The organism is Porphyrobacter sp. LM 6, assembly GCF_001720465.1.
Classification (GTDB): Bacteria; Pseudomonadota; Alphaproteobacteria; order Sphingomonadales; family Sphingomonadaceae; genus Erythrobacter.
Map to the genome: position 1 here is coordinate 2,023,053 of NZ_CP017113.1, position 15,152 is coordinate 2,038,204.

The 15,152-nt window shown below is 63.2% G+C and carries 15 protein-coding genes; 8 read left to right on the plus strand and 7 right to left on the minus strand.

The window, feature by feature from the left end; all coding sequences use genetic code 11:
- Window position 1: 1 nt before the first annotated feature.
- The gene (dusB, locus tag BG023_RS09695; protein WP_069310265.1) at window positions 2–1,018 is read right to left on the minus strand and encodes a tRNA dihydrouridine synthase DusB; all 1,017 of its coding nucleotides are present in this window, start codon (window positions 1,016–1,018) and stop codon (window positions 2–4) included.
- Window positions 1,019–1,096: 78 nt separating this feature from the next.
- Between dusB and BG023_RS09700 the strand changes: the two genes are divergently transcribed.
- Genes BG023_RS09700 through BG023_RS09710 form a run of 3 tightly spaced genes read left to right on the plus strand, consistent with a single transcriptional unit; the run spans window position 1,097 to window position 3,359 of the window.
- Window positions 1,097–2,257 carry a bifunctional 2-C-methyl-D-erythritol 4-phosphate cytidylyltransferase/2-C-methyl-D-erythritol 2,4-cyclodiphosphate synthase gene (locus BG023_RS09700; RefSeq protein ID WP_069310266.1) on the plus strand — a complete coding sequence of 387 codons (1,161 nt, stop codon included), beginning with the start codon at window positions 1,097–1,099 and terminating at the stop codon, window positions 2,255–2,257.
- An 11-nt stretch (window positions 2,258–2,268) separates the two neighbouring features.
- Window positions 2,269–2,838 carry a hypothetical protein gene (locus BG023_RS09705; protein ID WP_069310267.1) on the plus strand — a complete coding sequence of 190 codons (570 nt, stop codon included), beginning with the start codon at window positions 2,269–2,271 and terminating at the stop codon, window positions 2,836–2,838.
- Window positions 2,839–2,846: 8 nt separating this feature from the next.
- The gene (locus BG023_RS09710) at window positions 2,847–3,359 is read left to right on the plus strand and encodes a CinA family protein (RefSeq protein WP_069310268.1); all 513 of its coding nucleotides are present in this window, start codon (window positions 2,847–2,849) and stop codon (window positions 3,357–3,359) included.
- Here the strand turns inward: BG023_RS09710 and BG023_RS09715 are convergent.
- The 3 genes from BG023_RS09715 to BG023_RS09725 all read right to left on the minus strand — a co-directional run bounded on the left by BG023_RS09715 (window position 3,320) and on the right by BG023_RS09725 (window position 6,246).
- The gene (locus tag BG023_RS09715; RefSeq protein ID WP_069310269.1) at window positions 3,320–3,781 is read right to left on the minus strand and encodes a type II toxin-antitoxin system RatA family toxin; all 462 of its coding nucleotides are present in this window, start codon (window positions 3,779–3,781) and stop codon (window positions 3,320–3,322) included. The two genes, BG023_RS09710 and BG023_RS09715, sit on opposite strands and share 40 nt — an antisense overlap.
- Window positions 3,781–4,743, minus strand: a complete 963-nt coding sequence (lipA, locus tag BG023_RS09720; RefSeq protein ID WP_069310270.1) for a lipoyl synthase — start codon at window positions 4,741–4,743, stop codon at window positions 3,781–3,783. The genes BG023_RS09715 and lipA overlap by 1 nt, the downstream gene beginning before the upstream one ends.
- Window positions 4,744–4,881: 138 nt before the next feature.
- On the minus strand, window positions 4,882–6,246 hold the full coding sequence (locus BG023_RS09725) for a hypothetical protein (protein WP_150122849.1): 1,365 nt from the start codon (window positions 6,244–6,246) through the stop codon (window positions 4,882–4,884).
- 334 nt (window positions 6,247–6,580) lie between these two features.
- Between BG023_RS09725 and gyrA the strand changes: the two genes are divergently transcribed.
- Window positions 6,581–9,358 (plus strand): DNA gyrase subunit A, encoded by a 2,778-nt coding sequence (gene gyrA / locus BG023_RS09730; RefSeq protein WP_069310272.1) that lies wholly within the window; start codon window positions 6,581–6,583, stop codon window positions 9,356–9,358.
- On the opposite strand, the gene BG023_RS09735 is transcribed toward gyrA, so the two are convergent.
- Window positions 9,351–10,016, minus strand: coding sequence for a lysoplasmalogenase (locus tag BG023_RS09735; RefSeq protein WP_069310273.1), 666 nt, complete (start codon window positions 10,014–10,016; stop codon window positions 9,351–9,353). The two genes, gyrA and BG023_RS09735, sit on opposite strands and share 8 nt — an antisense overlap.
- A gap of 77 nt (window positions 10,017–10,093) precedes the next feature.
- On the opposite strand from BG023_RS09735, the gene trmFO reads away from it, so the two are divergent.
- Complete coding sequence (gene trmFO, locus BG023_RS09740) at window positions 10,094–11,479, plus strand: methylenetetrahydrofolate--tRNA-(uracil(54)-C(5))-methyltransferase (FADH(2)-oxidizing) TrmFO (protein ID WP_069310274.1); 1,386 nt, start codon at window positions 10,094–10,096, stop codon at window positions 11,477–11,479.
- On the opposite strand, the gene BG023_RS09745 is transcribed toward trmFO, so the two are convergent.
- Window positions 11,480–11,938 carry a hypothetical protein gene (locus tag BG023_RS09745; protein WP_069310275.1) on the minus strand — a complete coding sequence of 153 codons (459 nt, stop codon included), beginning with the start codon at window positions 11,936–11,938 and terminating at the stop codon, window positions 11,480–11,482.
- 45 nt (window positions 11,939–11,983) lie between these two features.
- Window positions 11,984–12,763, minus strand: a complete 780-nt coding sequence (locus BG023_RS09750) for a hypothetical protein (RefSeq protein ID WP_150122850.1) — start codon at window positions 12,761–12,763, stop codon at window positions 11,984–11,986.
- 163 nt (window positions 12,764–12,926) lie between these two features.
- Between BG023_RS09750 and BG023_RS09755 the strand changes: the two genes are divergently transcribed.
- From BG023_RS09755 to BG023_RS09765, 3 genes are read left to right on the plus strand one after another with little or no spacing between them, the layout of a single operon-like run.
- Window positions 12,927–14,210: a TadE/TadG family type IV pilus assembly protein gene (locus BG023_RS09755; RefSeq protein ID WP_069310277.1), complete on the plus strand. Its 1,284-nt coding sequence runs from the start codon at window positions 12,927–12,929 to the stop codon at window positions 14,208–14,210.
- Between the two features lies 1 nt (window position 14,211).
- The gene (locus BG023_RS09760) at window positions 14,212–14,664 is read left to right on the plus strand and encodes a TadE/TadG family type IV pilus assembly protein (protein ID WP_069310278.1); all 453 of its coding nucleotides are present in this window, start codon (window positions 14,212–14,214) and stop codon (window positions 14,662–14,664) included.
- Window positions 14,664–15,128 carry a TadE/TadG family type IV pilus assembly protein gene (locus tag BG023_RS09765; RefSeq protein WP_083234645.1) on the plus strand — a complete coding sequence of 155 codons (465 nt, stop codon included), beginning with the start codon at window positions 14,664–14,666 and terminating at the stop codon, window positions 15,126–15,128. The genes BG023_RS09760 and BG023_RS09765 overlap by 1 nt, the downstream gene beginning before the upstream one ends.
- Window positions 15,129–15,152: the final 24 nt, after the last annotated feature.

A 15,152-nucleotide genomic window follows, 5' to 3' on the forward strand; every position in this document is an offset into this window, starting at 1 on the left:
TTCAGGCCGCCTGCTGCAACAGGAAGGGTGTGTAGAACCGCTCGATCTCGCCGAGCACCTGATCGGCATCGTCGATAAAGTTGACCTGATTGCGGAACTCTGCCGAGCCGTGGAGGCCCTTGGTGTACCAACCCAGATGCTTGCGCGCCATTTTGACTCCGGTGTCGCGACCATAATGGTCGAGCATGCGGTGGTAGTGTTCGACCACTAGGCCATATTGCTCACCGAGCCCAGGCGTCGGGCGCGCTTCGCCCGTTCGCCACCAGTGCATCACCTGCCCAAGCAGCCACGGCTTGCCGTAGGCCCCGCGCCCGATCATCACTCCGTCCGCGCCCGATTGCTCGAGCGCCATGGCGGCATCTTCGATCGAACAGATATCGCCGTTGACGATGACGGGGATGTTCACCGCCTCCTTGACCTTTCGGACGAAGGCCCAATCGGCGCTGCCCTTGTACATCTGGTTGCGGGTACGGCCGTGGACGGTGATCATCTTGACGCCGAGGTCTTCGGCGATGCGGGAGAGTTCGGGAGCGTTGAGGCTGTCGTGACACCAGCCCATGCGCATCTTGACGGTGACGGGCACCTTCACCGCCTTCACCGTGGCTTCCATCAGGCGCACAGCGAGCGGCACTTCGCGCATCAGCGCGGAGCCCGCGAACTGACCGACGACCTTCCTCACCGGACAACCGAAATTGATGTCGATAATCGCCGCGCCGTTGCCTTCCTGGATCTTCGCCGCCTCGGCCATGCTCGCAGGATCGCAGCCGACCAGTTGCATCGACACCGGCTCCTCGATCCGGTCCCATGCGGTCTTCTGTGTGCTGACGCGGGTCTCGCGGATCGCGGCTTCGCTGGCGACCATCTCGGTGACATTGAGGCCCGAGCCATAGCGGCGCACCAGCGTGCGGAACGGCATATCGGTAACGCCGGTCATGGGCGCCAGCACCACAGGCTCGGCTACCACGACAGGGCCGATGGCAATCGGCTTCATTGCCGGCGGGGTGGGAAGCGTGGTCATGTTGCGGAGTGCCTAATAATTGGGCAGGCGCATAGTGGATTGCCGAAAGCCCGTCCAGACCTTAAGCGAGCCAGCGTTATGGCGACCGAGCCTCCCCTTCCCCCCTTTGCTGCCATCGTGGTTGCCGCAGGCAAGGGCCTTCGCGTCGGCGGCGAGACGCCCAAGCAGTTCCGCACCTGGCGCGGCAAGGCGCTGATCCGCCATTCGGTCGAGGCGCTGCAGGCGGCCGGGGCACACCCGCTCGTCATCGTGATCGCCGCCGATGCGCGTGCGGATGCCGAAGCGGCGCTGGCGGGGATTGCGGACGTGACCTTCGTCACCGGCGGTGCGACCCGGCAGGATTCGGTGCGGTGCGGACTCGAAGCGCTGGTCGCTGCCGCCCCGGCACGCGTGTTGATCCACGATGCCGCCCGGCCCGATCTTCCGCGCGCGGTGGTCGCCGGGCTGATCGAAGCTCTGACAGCTCAAGATGGGGCGATCCCTACCCTGCCGGTGGTCGATAGCCTCGCGCTCGCGGGCGCTGACGGGCTGATGACCGGCAAAGCCGAGCGCGAAGCGCTGCGCCGTGTGCAGACCCCGCAGGCCTTTCGCTTCTCCGCGATCCTCGCCGCACACCGCGCCTGGGCAGGCCCCACCACCGCTGGCGACGATGCCCAGGTGCTCTTGGCAAGCTCCGGTTCAGTTGCTCTGGTGGATGGTGACGAACGCCTGAAAAAGATCACCTTTGCGGAGGATTTCGTGGACAGCACTGCCGCCCCAGCCTTCCGCATCGGCCAAGGATATGACGTGCACAGGCTCGAAACTGGCGAGGAACTGTGGCTGTGCGGGGTGCAGATCCCGCATGACAAGGGGCTCTCGGGCCATTCCGATGCCGATGTGGCGCTCCACGCCATTACCGACGCTGTGCTCGGCGCGATCGGCGCAGGGGATATCGGCACCCACTTCCCGCCAAGCGACCCGCAATGGCGCGGTGCGCGGTCGGCGCAGTTTCTCGCGCACGCGGTCGCGCTTGCCGCGGCTGAAGGCTATGCCGTCGGCAATGTCGATCTGACGTTGATCTGCGAAGCACCCAAGATCGGCCCGCACCGCCCTGCGATGCGTTCCTCCGTGGCCTCGATCATGGGCGTCAGCGAAGCCGCAGTCAGCATCAAGGCCACGACCACCGAAAGACTCGGCTTTACCGGTCGCGGCGAAGGCATCGCCGCCCAGGCCATCGTACTTGTCACCCAAACCGTATGAGGAGCACCTCAATGAACCACCGGAATGTCGCCCCTGCCCTCGCTCTGGCCGCCCTTGCCACGGCACAGACGGCCCAGGCCCAGCAGCAGGCCTGCGTCAACTCGGCGGATTTCGGCGACGCCATGGTCTACGTCATGCCGATTGCCTTTGACGCTGCGCGCACCTCCTGCGCCAACCGCCTTTCGCGCGATGGTTTCATGGCCACCGGCGGCGATCAATTCATTGCCAAGTTCCGCGATGGTCAGGACAAGGCATGGCCGGGCGCGTTCCGCCTGCTCAAGGTGTTCATGGCCGACAAGGCCAAGGGCGAAGAAGGCGGCGAGGATGCCATGGCGGCGATGATCACCGCCCTGCCTGAAGATTCGCTGCGCCCCTTTGTGGACGGTCTGGTCGGCCAGATGATCGCCAAGGAAATCAAGGGCGATTCCTGCGGCAAGATCGAGCGCGGGCTTGAGTTGGTGGCACCTCTGCCGGCGGAAAATATTGGCGGGCTGTTCGCCTTTGTCGCCGAACTGGCGGATCTGAAGAATCCTCCGATCTGCGGCAGCAGTCCGTCAGCGCCAAAGCCGAAGGCGAAATAGGCCTTCCCATGCCCCTCTCCCTACTGCCCGACGATATCGCCGCGCTGGCGGCAAAGGTGATTGCGGAAAACATTTCCGCCGGGCGCAAGGTTGCGCTTGCCGAAAGCTGCACCGGCGGTCTCGTATCCGCAGCCCTGACCGACGTGCCGGGCTCCTCCGCCGTGCTTGATCGCGGCTACGTGACCTATTCGAACGAGGCCAAGATGGAGATGCTCGGTGTGCCGGGCGATATAATCGAAGCCTTCGGTGCGGTGTCGATCGCCTGTGCATGGGCCATGGCCAAGGGCGCGCTTGATCGTTCGAAAGCCGATGTTGCCGTGGCGATCAGCGGCGTGGCCGGCCCCGGTGGCGGAACACCGAACAAGCCGGTCGGCACGGTGGTGTTCGCGCGGGTCCTGCGCAACACCGTGGGCGAACCCGAAGGCGAGCTCAAGGTATTCGGCGACGGCGATAGACCTGATGGTCGCGCCGAAATCCGGCGTCAGGCGACGCTGTGCGCGCTCGAGTTGCTGCTCCCATAAAGCTGAGCAGCGCGGGCTTCGAAGGCCTCGACCATCTTGCGGAAGGCCTTGTCGAAATACTGCCCCGCAATCTTCTCGAACAGACGGTTCTTGAAGGTGAAATCGACGAGGAAATCGATTTCGCAGGTGTGATCGTCGATCGCGCGGAAGGTCCAGACATTATCGAGGTCGCTGAGCGGCCCGTCGAGATAGTGCACGTCGATCTCGCGCGGGCGATCCTTCTTCACGCGTGACGTGAAGCTTTCGCGGATCGCCTTGAAGCCCACCACCATGTCGGCGACCATTTCAGTCTCGGAATTGCTCCGCACCCGGGTTGCGATCACCCATGGCAGGAACTCGCCATACCGTCCGACATCGGCGACCAGATCGAACATCTGCTCGGCGCTGTAGGGCAAGCGCCGCGTTTCACGGATGCCGGGCATCAGGCCTGAGCCTTGGCTCCGGCCCGCGCAAGCTTCTCCTCGCGCGCCGCGCGCATCTTCGCGAAATCGTCACCCGCGTGATAGCTGGAGCGGGTCAGCGGGCTCGATGCAACTTGCAGGAAGCCCTTGGCCCGCGCAATCGCGCCATAGGCAGCGAAGGCCTTCGGAGTCACGAATTCCTCGACAGTGGCGTGCTTGGGCGTCGGCTGAAGATACTGGCCCATGGTGATGAAGTCGACTTCGGCGGATCGCATGTCGTCCATCACCTGGTGCACCTCGAGCCGCTGCTCGCCAAGCCCCAGCATGATCCCCGACTTGGTGAAGATCAGCGGATTATGCGACTTCACTTCTTCCAGCAGCCGCAGCGAGGCGTAATAGCGAGCGCCGGGGCGGATCGTCGGATAGAGCCGCGGCACGGTTTCGAGATTGTGGTTGTACACGTCCGGCCCCGCTTCGCAGATCATCTCCACCGCGCGGCGCATCTTGCCGCGGAAATCGGGAGTCAGGATTTCGATGGTGGTGTTCGGCGTGGTCCGGCGCAGCGCTTCGATCACCTTCACGAATTGCGAGGCCCCGCCGTCAGGCAGATCGTCGCGGTCAACCGAGGTGATAACGATGTGTTCAAGGCCCATCTTGGCCGCAGCAATGGCGGTGTTTTCGGGCTCGAACGGATCAACCGCCTTGGGCATCCCGGTCTTGACGTTGCAGAAGGCGCAGGCCCGCGTGCAGACATCGCCGAGGATCATCACCGTGGCGTGCTTCTTGGTCCAGCATTCGCCGATGTTCGGGCAGGCCGCTTCCTCGCACACGGTGTGGAGGTTGAGCTCGCGCATCAGGCGGCGGGTTTCGTTGTACCCCTCGCTTACCGGCGCGCGCACGCGGATCCAGTCAGGCTTGCGCTGGCGGGCGGGACGCTCTGCAGACGGTTGTTCCGGCTGCGGTGTGCTGGCGAGGTCGTTCATGGGGAGCCATTTAGGCGCATGGCACCCGTCCCGCAAGCGCACGGGCGCATGCAATTCCGGCATCGCCCATAGCAAAAAAAGGAGCGCCGGACGGCAACCCGCCCGGCGCTCGCATCATGTCGTCAGGCTAGACTGCAATCAGGCAGCAGGCGCTGCCGGAGTAGGAGCCGCGGCGGCTGCCTGCTGGGCCGCATAGGCGCTCCACAGCATGGCGATCGGCTTGCGCACACCGCCGACTTGCGCCAGCGTTTCGCGTGCGCCGGCAAAATCGCCAACGCCGATCTGCGAAATGCCCAACCGGGTAAGCGCAAGGTCGCGGTCGACACCTGCCATAGTCAGACCCTTCTGATACAAGGCGACCGCCTTGTCATACTGGCCATAGCTGAGGAAGGCATCGCCGGCAGCGACCACGGTACGCAGCAGGGCAGTCGGTGCCATGGCATCCTTCTCAAGCCTCGGAAGCTCGGCACGGTCTGCGGCGATACGGCCAGCGGCAATCCGGAGCTGATCATCGACATAGCTGTCACTGCCCTTGGGGATGATGCCCTTGGCATAGGCTTCTTCGACGATGTTCTTCACTTCCTGCGGCAGGCGACGCGCATCGGCGGTTTCGACGTAGAAGATGTAATCGTTCTTCTCGCGCAGCGCCCCGACCTTGTCACCCAAACGCAGCAGATCAAGCAGCGGCTGCGGTTCGAAGTCGTTGAGATTGCGGGTCAAGTTGACCGCATCGCGCCAGTTATCGGGCGTCGGATTGTCGATCACCCAACCGCTGACGAAGTCGTAGACCTGCGGGACCACTTCGTTGGTATAGGCCACCGAAACCCCGCGGCGATACCACTTCTGATCAATGGGCAAGCCCTGTGTCTTGCGGGCGGCAATGGCATCACTGAGGAACTTCAACCCTTCGACATGGCGATTTTCGCTGAAGTACAGCTCGGCCATATTCATCTGAAGGTCGGAAGTGGTGACCGTCGGGGTGCTGTAATTGAGATCAATCGCCCGTTGCAGGTAGCTGCGGGCCTTGTCGTACTGATTGACGCTTGCGGCGAGCTGGAACGCGACGGTGTTATAGCGACCGAGTTCCTCCGGCTTGATCTTGCCACTGGCGAGCATCATTTCGACGCCCTGGAACTGCAGCGCGCTGTCCTTGGCGTTGATCCCGGTGTTGAACAGCATGCCGCCCAGCGCCAGCTGCTCGTCCGGCGAAACGGCGAGCGGAAGCAGCGCGAGCACCTGCGACTTGAGCGCAGCCGGGTCAGCGCCGGGCGCCTTCAATGCGGCTTCGGCAGCCTGATAGGCAGTCACGAATTCCTTCGAATAGACCGGCTTGGCGGCGGCCTGCTCTTCGTCCTTCTTCTTTTTGTCGCGCTTCTGGGCGTGGGCCGCATCGGCAAAGCCGGGAACGGCCAGAACGGCGGTGCCGCTGGCGAGCGCTACGGCGAGCGCGAACTGACGGGCAAGACCGGCGGAACGGCGGCGGGGCGAAGACAAAGTGATCAATGCATCCTCCAATTTAGGGCAACATCGCGCCGATCCGGCGGTGGTCCTGCCCGCATATCTCCCGATGCCTTTGGACGGCTCGCGGCAGATTTGCAATTCCCGCTAGAGGTCACGGGCTGAACGGCCATTGAATGACACCCGATCCCCCTGCGGGCGATGCGGCAAATGTGGAAAAACGTGCGCTGTTCGCCCTGTGTTCGCGCCCGAAGGTGGCGAAAGCCCCCCCAGCGCCTAGATAGGGATTGGACTTTGGCCCTTTTTACGAGGGCCACCGCCGCAACGTTGGCGGCGACCGAGCAATACCAGAAGAACTTCAGCAGAAACGGCCATAGCCTTGAGCGACGACACCGACATCATCGATTCCCCCGCCCCTGCCCCGATGGGCGGGTTTGACCGTATCGACATCGTCGATGAAATGAAGTCGAGCTATCTCGACTATGCGATGAGCGTGATCGTCAGCCGCGCGCTGCCCGATGTGCGCGATGGTCTCAAGCCGGTGCACCGCCGCATCCTGTTCGCCAGCCAGGAAGGCGGCTTTGTCGCCGGCAAGCCCTACCGCAAGAGCGCCAAGATCGTCGGTGACGTGATGGGTAACTATCACCCTCACGGCGACGCGGCGATCTATGACGCACTGGCGCGCATGACGCAGCCGTGGTCGATGCGTGTGCCGCTGATCGATGGTCAGGGCAACTTCGGCTCGATGGACCCCGATCCGCCGGCCTCGATGCGCTACACCGAAGCGCGTCTGGCGCGCGTCGCCAACAGCCTGCTCGACGATCTCGACAAGGATACCGTCGATTTCACCGAAAACTACGACGGCAGCCGCAAGGAGCCGACGGTGCTGCCGGCGCGCTTCCCGAACCTCCTGGTCAACGGCGCAGGCGGGATCGCGGTGGGTATGGCGACCAACGTGCCGCCCCACAACCTTGGCGAAGTGATCGATGGCTGCCTGGCCTTCATCGACAATCCGCACATCACCTCGGAAGAGCTGATCCAGTTCATTCCCGGCCCCGATTTCCCCACGGCGCCGCTGATTCTCGGCACGCATGGCGCGCGTTCGGCCTACACCACCGGACGCGGTTCCGTGTTGATGCGGTGCCGTCACGAGATCGAGACTGGCCGCAATGACCGGCAGAGCATCGTCTTCACCTCGATCCCCTATCAGGTCGGCAAATCCAACCTTGTCGAGAAGATCGCCGAGGCTGCCAAGGAAAAGCGGATCGAGGGCATTTCCGACATCCGCGACGAATCCTCGCGCGAAGGCGTGCGGGTGGTGATCGACCTGAAGCGCGATGCCACACCCGATGTGGTGCTCAACCAGATCTGGCGTCACACGCCCGCGCAGTCCTCCTTCCCGGCGAATATGCTGGCCATCCGCGGCGGGCGCCCCGAAACGCTGACCCTGCGCGACATCATCCAGAGCTTCATCGTCTTCCGCGAAGAGGTGATCACCCGCCGCACCAAATACGAACTCAACAAGGCGCGTGAACGGGCGCACCTCTTGCTCGGCCTCGTGGTCGCGGTTTCGAACCTCGATGAAGTCGTGGCGATGATCCGCAGCGCGCGCAATCCGGCCGAGGCGCGCTCGCGCCTGCTCGCCAAGGAATGGCCAATCGGGGACATTGCGCAATACATCCGCCTGGTCGAAGCGATCGATCCTTCCGATGACGAGAGCGGCGGAACTTACCGCCTGTCCGAACGGCAGGTGAAGGCGATCCTCGAACTGCGTCTGCACCGCCTGACCGCGCTGGGCCGCGATGAAATCGGCGATGAGCTGAAGGAACTCGCCTCGGCCATCGAGGAGTTTCTCTCGATCCTTGCCGACCGCGTGAAGCTCTACGGCGTGATGCGCACCGAGCTCGAGGAAATCCGCGCCACCTATGCAACCCCGCGTGTGTCTGAAATAGCGCCGGCGTGGGACGGGCTGGAAGACGAGGACCTGATCGAGCGCGAGGAAATGGTCGTAACCGTCACCCACGGCGGCTACATCAAGCGCACCTCGCTCGCGACCTTCCGTGCCCAGGGCCGCGGCGGCAAGGGCCGCTCAGGCATGGCGACCAAGGACGAGGATGCCGTCGTCGAACTGTTCGTGACCAGCACCCACAATCCGGTGCTGTTCTTCACCAACACCGGCCGCGTCTACCGTATGAAGGTGTGGAAGCTGCCCGAGGGCGGACCACAGACCAAGGGGCGCCCGATGGTCAACCTCCTGCCACTCGGCGAGGATGAGCGCGTCACCAACGTGCTGCCCCTGCCCGAGGATGAATCCTCGTGGGCGAACCTCAACATCGTCTTCGCCACCGAACAGGGGATGGTGCGCCGCAATTCGATGGATGCCTTCAGCAACGTGCCCACCGCCGGCAAATACGCGATGGGCTTCGTCGAGGGCTCAGGCGACCGTCTGATCGGGGTCGAGCTGCTGACCGAGGAGCAGGAAATCTTCCTCGCCAGCGACAGCGGCAAGGCGATCCGCTTCGCCGCGACCGACGCGCGCGAAACCAAGAGCCGCACCGGTATCGGTGTGCGCGGCATGAGCCTCAAGAAGGGCGGCAAGGTTGTCAGCCTAGCGGTGCTTGATCCGCTCACTGCGGATATGGAAACACGCGAGGCTTATCTGCGCGCGGCGGCGTGGAAGAACAACGATGTCGCGCCGACCCTGCCGGCCGAGCAGGTTGCCACCATGGCGGAAAAGGAAGAATTCATCCTCACCATAACCGCCAATGGCTATGGCAAGATTTCTTCGGCCTATGAATATCGCACCACCGGACGCGGGGGTCAGGGCATTACCAACATCGGCACGCCCGAAAGCAACCCTGAACGCAATGGCCCGGTGGTCGCCAGCTTCCCGGTCAAGCACGGCTCGCAGCTCATGCTGGTCACCGATCAGGCCAAGCTGATCCGCCTTGCCATCGATTTCCGCCACCTCGTCGAAGGCGGGTTCGAGAACCTCAAGGGCTTCTCGATCTCCGGGCGCGGCTCTTCGGGCATCCGCATCTTCGATGTCGCCAAGGACGAGCACATTGTCGGCGCGGCGCTGATCGATGAAAGCGCGGACGACGATAGCGGCGAGACGGAAAGCGAGATTGAAGGCGGCGAACAGCCGGTCACCTGACCGGCTGTTCGCCCCTGAGACACTGCACGATCCCGGTCGCGATCATCACCTGTCCGCCATAATAGAGCGGCCAGATCAGCAGATCGGGCAGCGCGCCAAGATCGATGGGGCCCAGGCGCGAGAAGATGAGCCAGTCGCTGACCACGAACAGCACCGCGCCCGTGCCGACGCGATAGCGCGGGAAGCGACTGTACCAGGCGCTTGCCGCCATCATGCCGAGGAACGCAGCATAGATCGCAACCTCGACCCGCCCGCTAAGGAAATAGCTGACGAGCGGCGTGGCGACCAAGAGCGCGAGGCTTAGCAACTTCTGGCTCGGCGAGTGACGCGCGCGCGGATTACGGACATAGAGTACCGTGGCGACACAATGTCCGGCCGCGAACAGTGCGCCGCCGGTGACAAAATCGAGCTCGATCGCGACATCACCCGCCGCGCCGAACAGCAGCACAATGACCAGCAACACCCCGTCGAGCCCGTGCCGGTTATGCGGCACGCGCAGCAGCACATACAGCGCCAGCAATCCGACCGATGCCCCCTTTGCCAGGATCCCCCAGGTGCCCTCGAAGATCGGATTGTCGCTGAGGAAATAGAACGCGGTTGCCGACGCAAGGCTCGCCAGCAGCCAAGGCCGCTGTTCGATCAGTGCCTGTTTCGCCATTGCTACCTGCCTCCTCACACTGAGCCTTGCCACTCTTGTGCTTGCAGGGGAGCTAACACGCAATTACCTGCCCTGCCATGACGGCAACAGCGACTATGCACGATGTGCACATCATCGGCGGCGGTCTCGCCGGGAGCGAGGCAGCGTGGCAGCTCGCCCGTGCCGGTGTGAAAGTGCGGCTTTCGGAGATGCGCGGGTCAGGCGAAATGACCCCGGCGCACCAAACGGACGGCCTTGCCGAGCTGGTCTGCTCGAACTCATTCCGTTCGGACGATGACACCAAGAACGCGGTCGGCCTGCTGCATCACGAGATGCGGATGCTGGACAGCCTCATCATGCGCGCTGGCGAAGTGGCGCGCGTTCCGGCCGGCAGCGCGATGGCCGTTGATCGCGACGTGTTCTCGGCCGAAGTCGAAAAAACGCTGTCGCAGCATCCCAATATCACCATCGTGCGCGAGCGGGTGGATGTCCTGCCCGATGCCGGGCTTACCATCGTTGCCACAGGACCGCTCACCGCCGAGGCGCTCGCGGGAAGCATCGTGCGCGCCACAGGCAGTGAGCGCCTTGCGTTCTTCGATGCCATTGCCCCCATCGTGCATTACGATTCGATCGACTTGTCGAAGTGCTGGATCCAGTCGCGCTGGAACAAGACCACCTCGGCCTCGAACGAGGGCGGCGACTACATCAACTGTCCGATGACGCAGGAGCAGTACCTCGCCTTCCACCGCGGGCTGATCGAAGGCGAGAAGACCGAGTTTCGCGAGTGGGAAAAGGATACGCCCTATTTCGACGGCTGCATGCCGATCGAGGTGATGGCCGAGCGCGGAGTGGAAACGCTGCGCTACGGGCCGATGAAGGGTGTGGGTCTCGACAATCCGTTTGATGTGACGCCGGAATTTCCGCAAGGCCGCTGGCCCTATGCTGTCGTGCAACTGCGGCAGGATAACAAGCTCGGCACGCTGTGGAACATGGTCGGCTTCCAGACCAAGCTCAAATATGCCGCGCAGATCGAGCTGTTCCGCACCATCCCGGGGCTGGAGAACGCCGAATTCGCACGGTTGGGCGGCTTGCATCGCAACACCTTCCTGAATTCGCCGCAAGTGCTCGACCGCCAATTGCGGCTCAAGGCCGCGCCGAATATCCGTTTTGCCGGACAGGTGACCGGGTGCGAGGGCTATGTCGAAAGCGCTGCCATCGGCTTGGTCGCCGGCATGATGACCGCAGCCGAGCTGGCCGGGCGCGATTGGCGCCCTCTCCCCGCTACCACTGCGCTGGGCGCACTTTTGAGCCACATCACGGGTGACGCCGAGGCCGAGACCTTTCAGCCCATGAACGTCAATTTCGGACTGTTCCCGCCGCTCCACGATGTCGGCAAGAAGGCGCGCAAGGAAGCCTATACGAGCCGCGCCAAGGCCGATCTGGCGCGCTGGATCAGCGAGGCCCGCGAAGCGGTTCCGGCCTGATCAGCACTTGCAGGCTGGTTTCCTTGCCGCCGGTTTGGGGGCGGTTGTGGCGAATTCGCGCGGGGTGAGGCGATCATTCCCGTCGGCATCGGCCTTCTCGAAGCGGTCGATCGTGGTCACCGCCCATTCCTCGAAGGTCAGCAGATTGTTGCCGTCGGCATCGAGATCGCGGAAGGCATCCGAGCGGGTCGAGAGCATTTCATTGCGGGTAATCAGCCGGTCGCGGTTACGATCATAGCGGAAGAAGCGCTGCTCCTCGCGGCTGAGCTCGCTCACTTCAGGCGGTGCAGGGCCTTTCATGGCGCCGGGATCGGCGATTGGCAGCATATCGGACGCTGGGGATGGCTCGGCGGCGGGTGGTGGCGGGGCGGATTCAACCGCAGCGCGGCCCTGCCACCAGAACACCCCGACCCCCGCAAGGACGAGGCCACCCAAGACTCCGAGCACCACTTGTCGCAACGGTCTGCCCCCTGTTGCTGCATTGGCCTACGCAAATATACCTAATCACCTCAGAAAGATAGCGGCCCGCAGCGCGGCGAGCGGAGCCCCCCTTCCCTCCATCAGCGGACGCCCCCCGCGGCGCAGCGCGCGCGCGGCAAGGGCATCAAGCACGGCAAGTCCGCGCAGGCTTTTGGGCAATCTGTCTCCAGTCGCACCGCCAGACAGCCCGATCTCGACAAGGCGCGCTTTCTCCTCGGGGTCGGATACGCTGGCAGCCGCATCGGCAAGCGCCCAGCGGAAAGCGGCTGCGGCGATAAGAGCCCCGGCTTCTTCGGTGTCCTCGTCGCTAAGCGCCGCAAAAAAGGCACCCCGCCCGCGGCCGAACTGCTCGATTTCCGCGCGACCGAGTGTCTCGCTCGTCACGAGCACCTCCCATGCATCGACCATTGCCACCAGCGATGCCTCGCGCGCGGCCCAATCCCTGCCGATCGCATCAAGAACCGCATCGCCGCGCGGCCTTTCTGCGACAGGTTTACCGAGAGCCTCGCGCCACCAGGCAAGCCGCATCTGCCCCAGCATGGGTTCGGTCGTGCGGGCGACGATGCGCGCGAGGCGGCGGTCAAGTTGAAATACTGTGGTTAACGGCGCGCGCAGCTGCGGCGGGCTCCATGCCAGCGCAAGCCGCATTTCCGGCACCAGGATTTCGGGGCTTTCGTCGTTCATCGCCCTCGCGACTAGCCGCCGCCTTTCGGCAATGGCAAGCGCTCTGTCCCCGGCCGCGATAATGACCAGGATGTTTGCCGAGCTGCGACAGTTCACCCTTTGATAACCATCCTCCTCCACATTCCGCTTACGTGTTGCGAGTAGAGGGCTGGAAGGATGGGGGAACGTGAAACCGCGTTCCGGCCCCTGAACGCGCATTTACCGTGGGCGTTAGGAAATAAAAAAGCACAAGCGGCCTAAGACGGCAGCGAAGGTTGTTTTGAGCAATTCAGGAGGCGCAACGATGGCATTTCTCGGACAGCTGGTGTCGAAGCTGAAAGCCTGCACCAGCGGCAATGCCCTCATCATTGTGGCGACCGGTCTTCCGGTACTGATCGGCGGTGCCGGCTTCGCGGTCGATACCGCGCAGTGGTACATGTGGAAGCGCGAATTGCAGCACGCGGTCGACCAGGCCGCCTATGCGGGCGCCTGGGCCATGTCCGACCCTGACAGCGAGGCCAACTATGCCCTGCGTGCCCGGCAGGAATATGATGCCAATGTGCAGCAGGTCAGCGGGTTCGATAGCGATCCCCTGATTGCCCTCGCCGACTTTGGTGGCGGCAGCGAAAACAGTGTCGTGGTCAGCTCGACCGCGACCCGTCTGCTTCCGTTCTCGAGCTTCCTGACCGGTGAGGCTGCGACCGTGCGTGTCCGCGCGCAAGCGACCTTTGAAGGCGGCGCGACCTATAACGCCTGCCTCATTTCGCTGCGTGAAGACGGCACCGGCACCGACATTGGCGGTAACGCGACGATCCGCGCACGCTGTGGCCTTGCCGCCTTGTCTTGCGACGACGACGCAATTGTCATCGACGGATCGGCTGACGTCGATACCGACTCGATTGCGACCTGCGGGACGGTCGATTCAACCGACCCCGAGCACGAGGACATCATCGCCGAAAACGTGCGCGGCCTGCGCGATGCCTATGCCGATCTGGTGCCGCCGGATAACCCCACGCGCCGTACTTACAACTGTACTGGCCAGGCGCGGAACCGGCAGGCTTCACTGCTGCCCGGCACTTATCGCGGGATCCGGATTGCCTGTAACACCACCTTCGCGCCCGGCATCTACGTGATCGACGGCGGCGAACTTGACCTTACTCACAACGCAACCGTGACCGGTTCGGGCGTGATGTTCGTGCTCAAGAACGGAGCCGAGCTCAAGCTTGGCGGCCAGGGCAATGCCAATGCGATCAACCTCACGCCGATGACAGCCTCGCAATTTGCCGGCACCGCCTATGCCTCGCAGGCGAATGAACTTGCCGGCATCCTCGTATTCGAGGATCGCAACAACAATGCCACCGGCAGCCACATCTTCAACGGCAACTCCAACTCGCTGATCGAAGGGCTGATCTATCTTCCCGATGGCGACCTTCAGGTGAACGGCACCGCCAACGTCTCGGCGCAATGTCTCCAGATTTCGGCCTATACCATCAACATTCTGGGTGGTGCCTATCTCGAAACGCTGTGCCCGATCGATGAGACGACCGAAGCCGGCACCGCCCTGCCGCGCGTGCGGATGGTGGCGTAACATGACCCGCTTGTTCCATCGCCTTACCGGGGACCGGAGCGGTTCCTTCGCGATCGAGACAGCCTTCGTGCTGCCGATCCTGATCCTCATGACGATCGGCATCTTCGAGGTCGGCAGGATGATCGCGCGTCAGCACGAATTGCAAAGCGCCGCTAACGAAAGCGAGATTATCATTCTCGCAACGAACCAGGGTGCCGAAACCAATGTCGCGGATATCCGCAACATCTTGCGCAACTCGTTGAACCTTACCGGCGACGACATCCGGTTGACGCAGAGCTATCGCTGCAATGCAGACGCGGACTTGGTCGCGAGCCCAACCCTTTGTGCCGACGACGAACCGATGTCATCGTACATCAATCTCGACGTCACCGACACCTACGAGCCGGTCTGGACCTACATGGGGATCGGCCAGCCCATCAATTTCTCCGTCCAGCGCAGAGTGCAGGTGTCGTGATGATGCACAGAATCCGCCGCAAATCGGTGACCATTGCCCGCAGGCTGGCGCGTTCGCGCAGCGGCGCTGCGGTGATTGAATTCGCCCTGCTCGGGCCGTTGTTCCTGATGGTCCTGTTCGGCGTGCTGCAGGTTGGCATCTATCTGCAGAACTACAATGCTGTGCAGTCGCTCGCGTCGGACGGCGCGCGGTTCGTGATGGTTGAATACCAGAAGGAAAACCAGCTCGACGACGACCAGATCCGTTCGGTGATGCTGGGCCTTTCGACCAACGCACCCTATCTGCTCAACCCTGACCGGTTGAACATCACAGTTACCCGCGCCGCTTCTATCCGCGTGACCGGGGCCACCAGAATTAACGTGGCGATGGCTTACCGCCTGTCCGATTTCATTCCGGGAGTGGATCTTCCGCTCAGCGTGATCCGCTATAACCGCTCGGTCTGGGTTGTGCCCAACCCGACCTGATCAAGCGAACAAAGCAAAAGCGCG

Excerpts from the sequence above, each read along its gene's own strand:
- BG023_RS09755 (WP_069310277.1), top strand. The coding sequence starts at position 12,927 with ATGGCATTTCTCGGACAGCTGGTGTCGAAGCTGAAAGCCTGCACCAGC.
- BG023_RS09765 (WP_083234645.1), top strand. The coding sequence starts at position 14,664 with ATGATGCACAGAATCCGCCGCAAATCGGTGACCATTGCCCGCAGGCTG.
- BG023_RS09700 (WP_069310266.1), top strand. The coding sequence starts at position 1,097 with ATGGCGACCGAGCCTCCCCTTCCCCCCTTTGCTGCCATCGTGGTTGCC.
- trmFO (WP_069310274.1), top strand. The coding sequence starts at position 10,094 with ATGACGGCAACAGCGACTATGCACGATGTGCACATCATCGGCGGCGGT.
- BG023_RS09735 (WP_069310273.1), bottom strand. The coding sequence starts at position 10,016 with ATGGCGAAACAGGCACTGATCGAACAGCGGCCTTGGCTGCTGGCGAGC.
- BG023_RS09715 (WP_069310269.1), bottom strand. The coding sequence starts at position 3,781 with ATGCCCGGCATCCGTGAAACGCGGCGCTTGCCCTACAGCGCCGAGCAG.
- BG023_RS09710 (WP_069310268.1), top strand. The coding sequence starts at position 2,847 with ATGCCCCTCTCCCTACTGCCCGACGATATCGCCGCGCTGGCGGCAAAG.
- BG023_RS09705 (WP_069310267.1), top strand. The coding sequence starts at position 2,269 with ATGAACCACCGGAATGTCGCCCCTGCCCTCGCTCTGGCCGCCCTTGCC.
- lipA (WP_069310270.1), bottom strand. The coding sequence starts at position 4,743 with ATGAACGACCTCGCCAGCACACCGCAGCCGGAACAACCGTCTGCAGAG.
- BG023_RS09760 (WP_069310278.1), top strand. The coding sequence starts at position 14,212 with ATGACCCGCTTGTTCCATCGCCTTACCGGGGACCGGAGCGGTTCCTTC.
- dusB (WP_069310265.1), bottom strand. The coding sequence starts at position 1,018 with ATGACCACGCTTCCCACCCCGCCGGCAATGAAGCCGATTGCCATCGGC.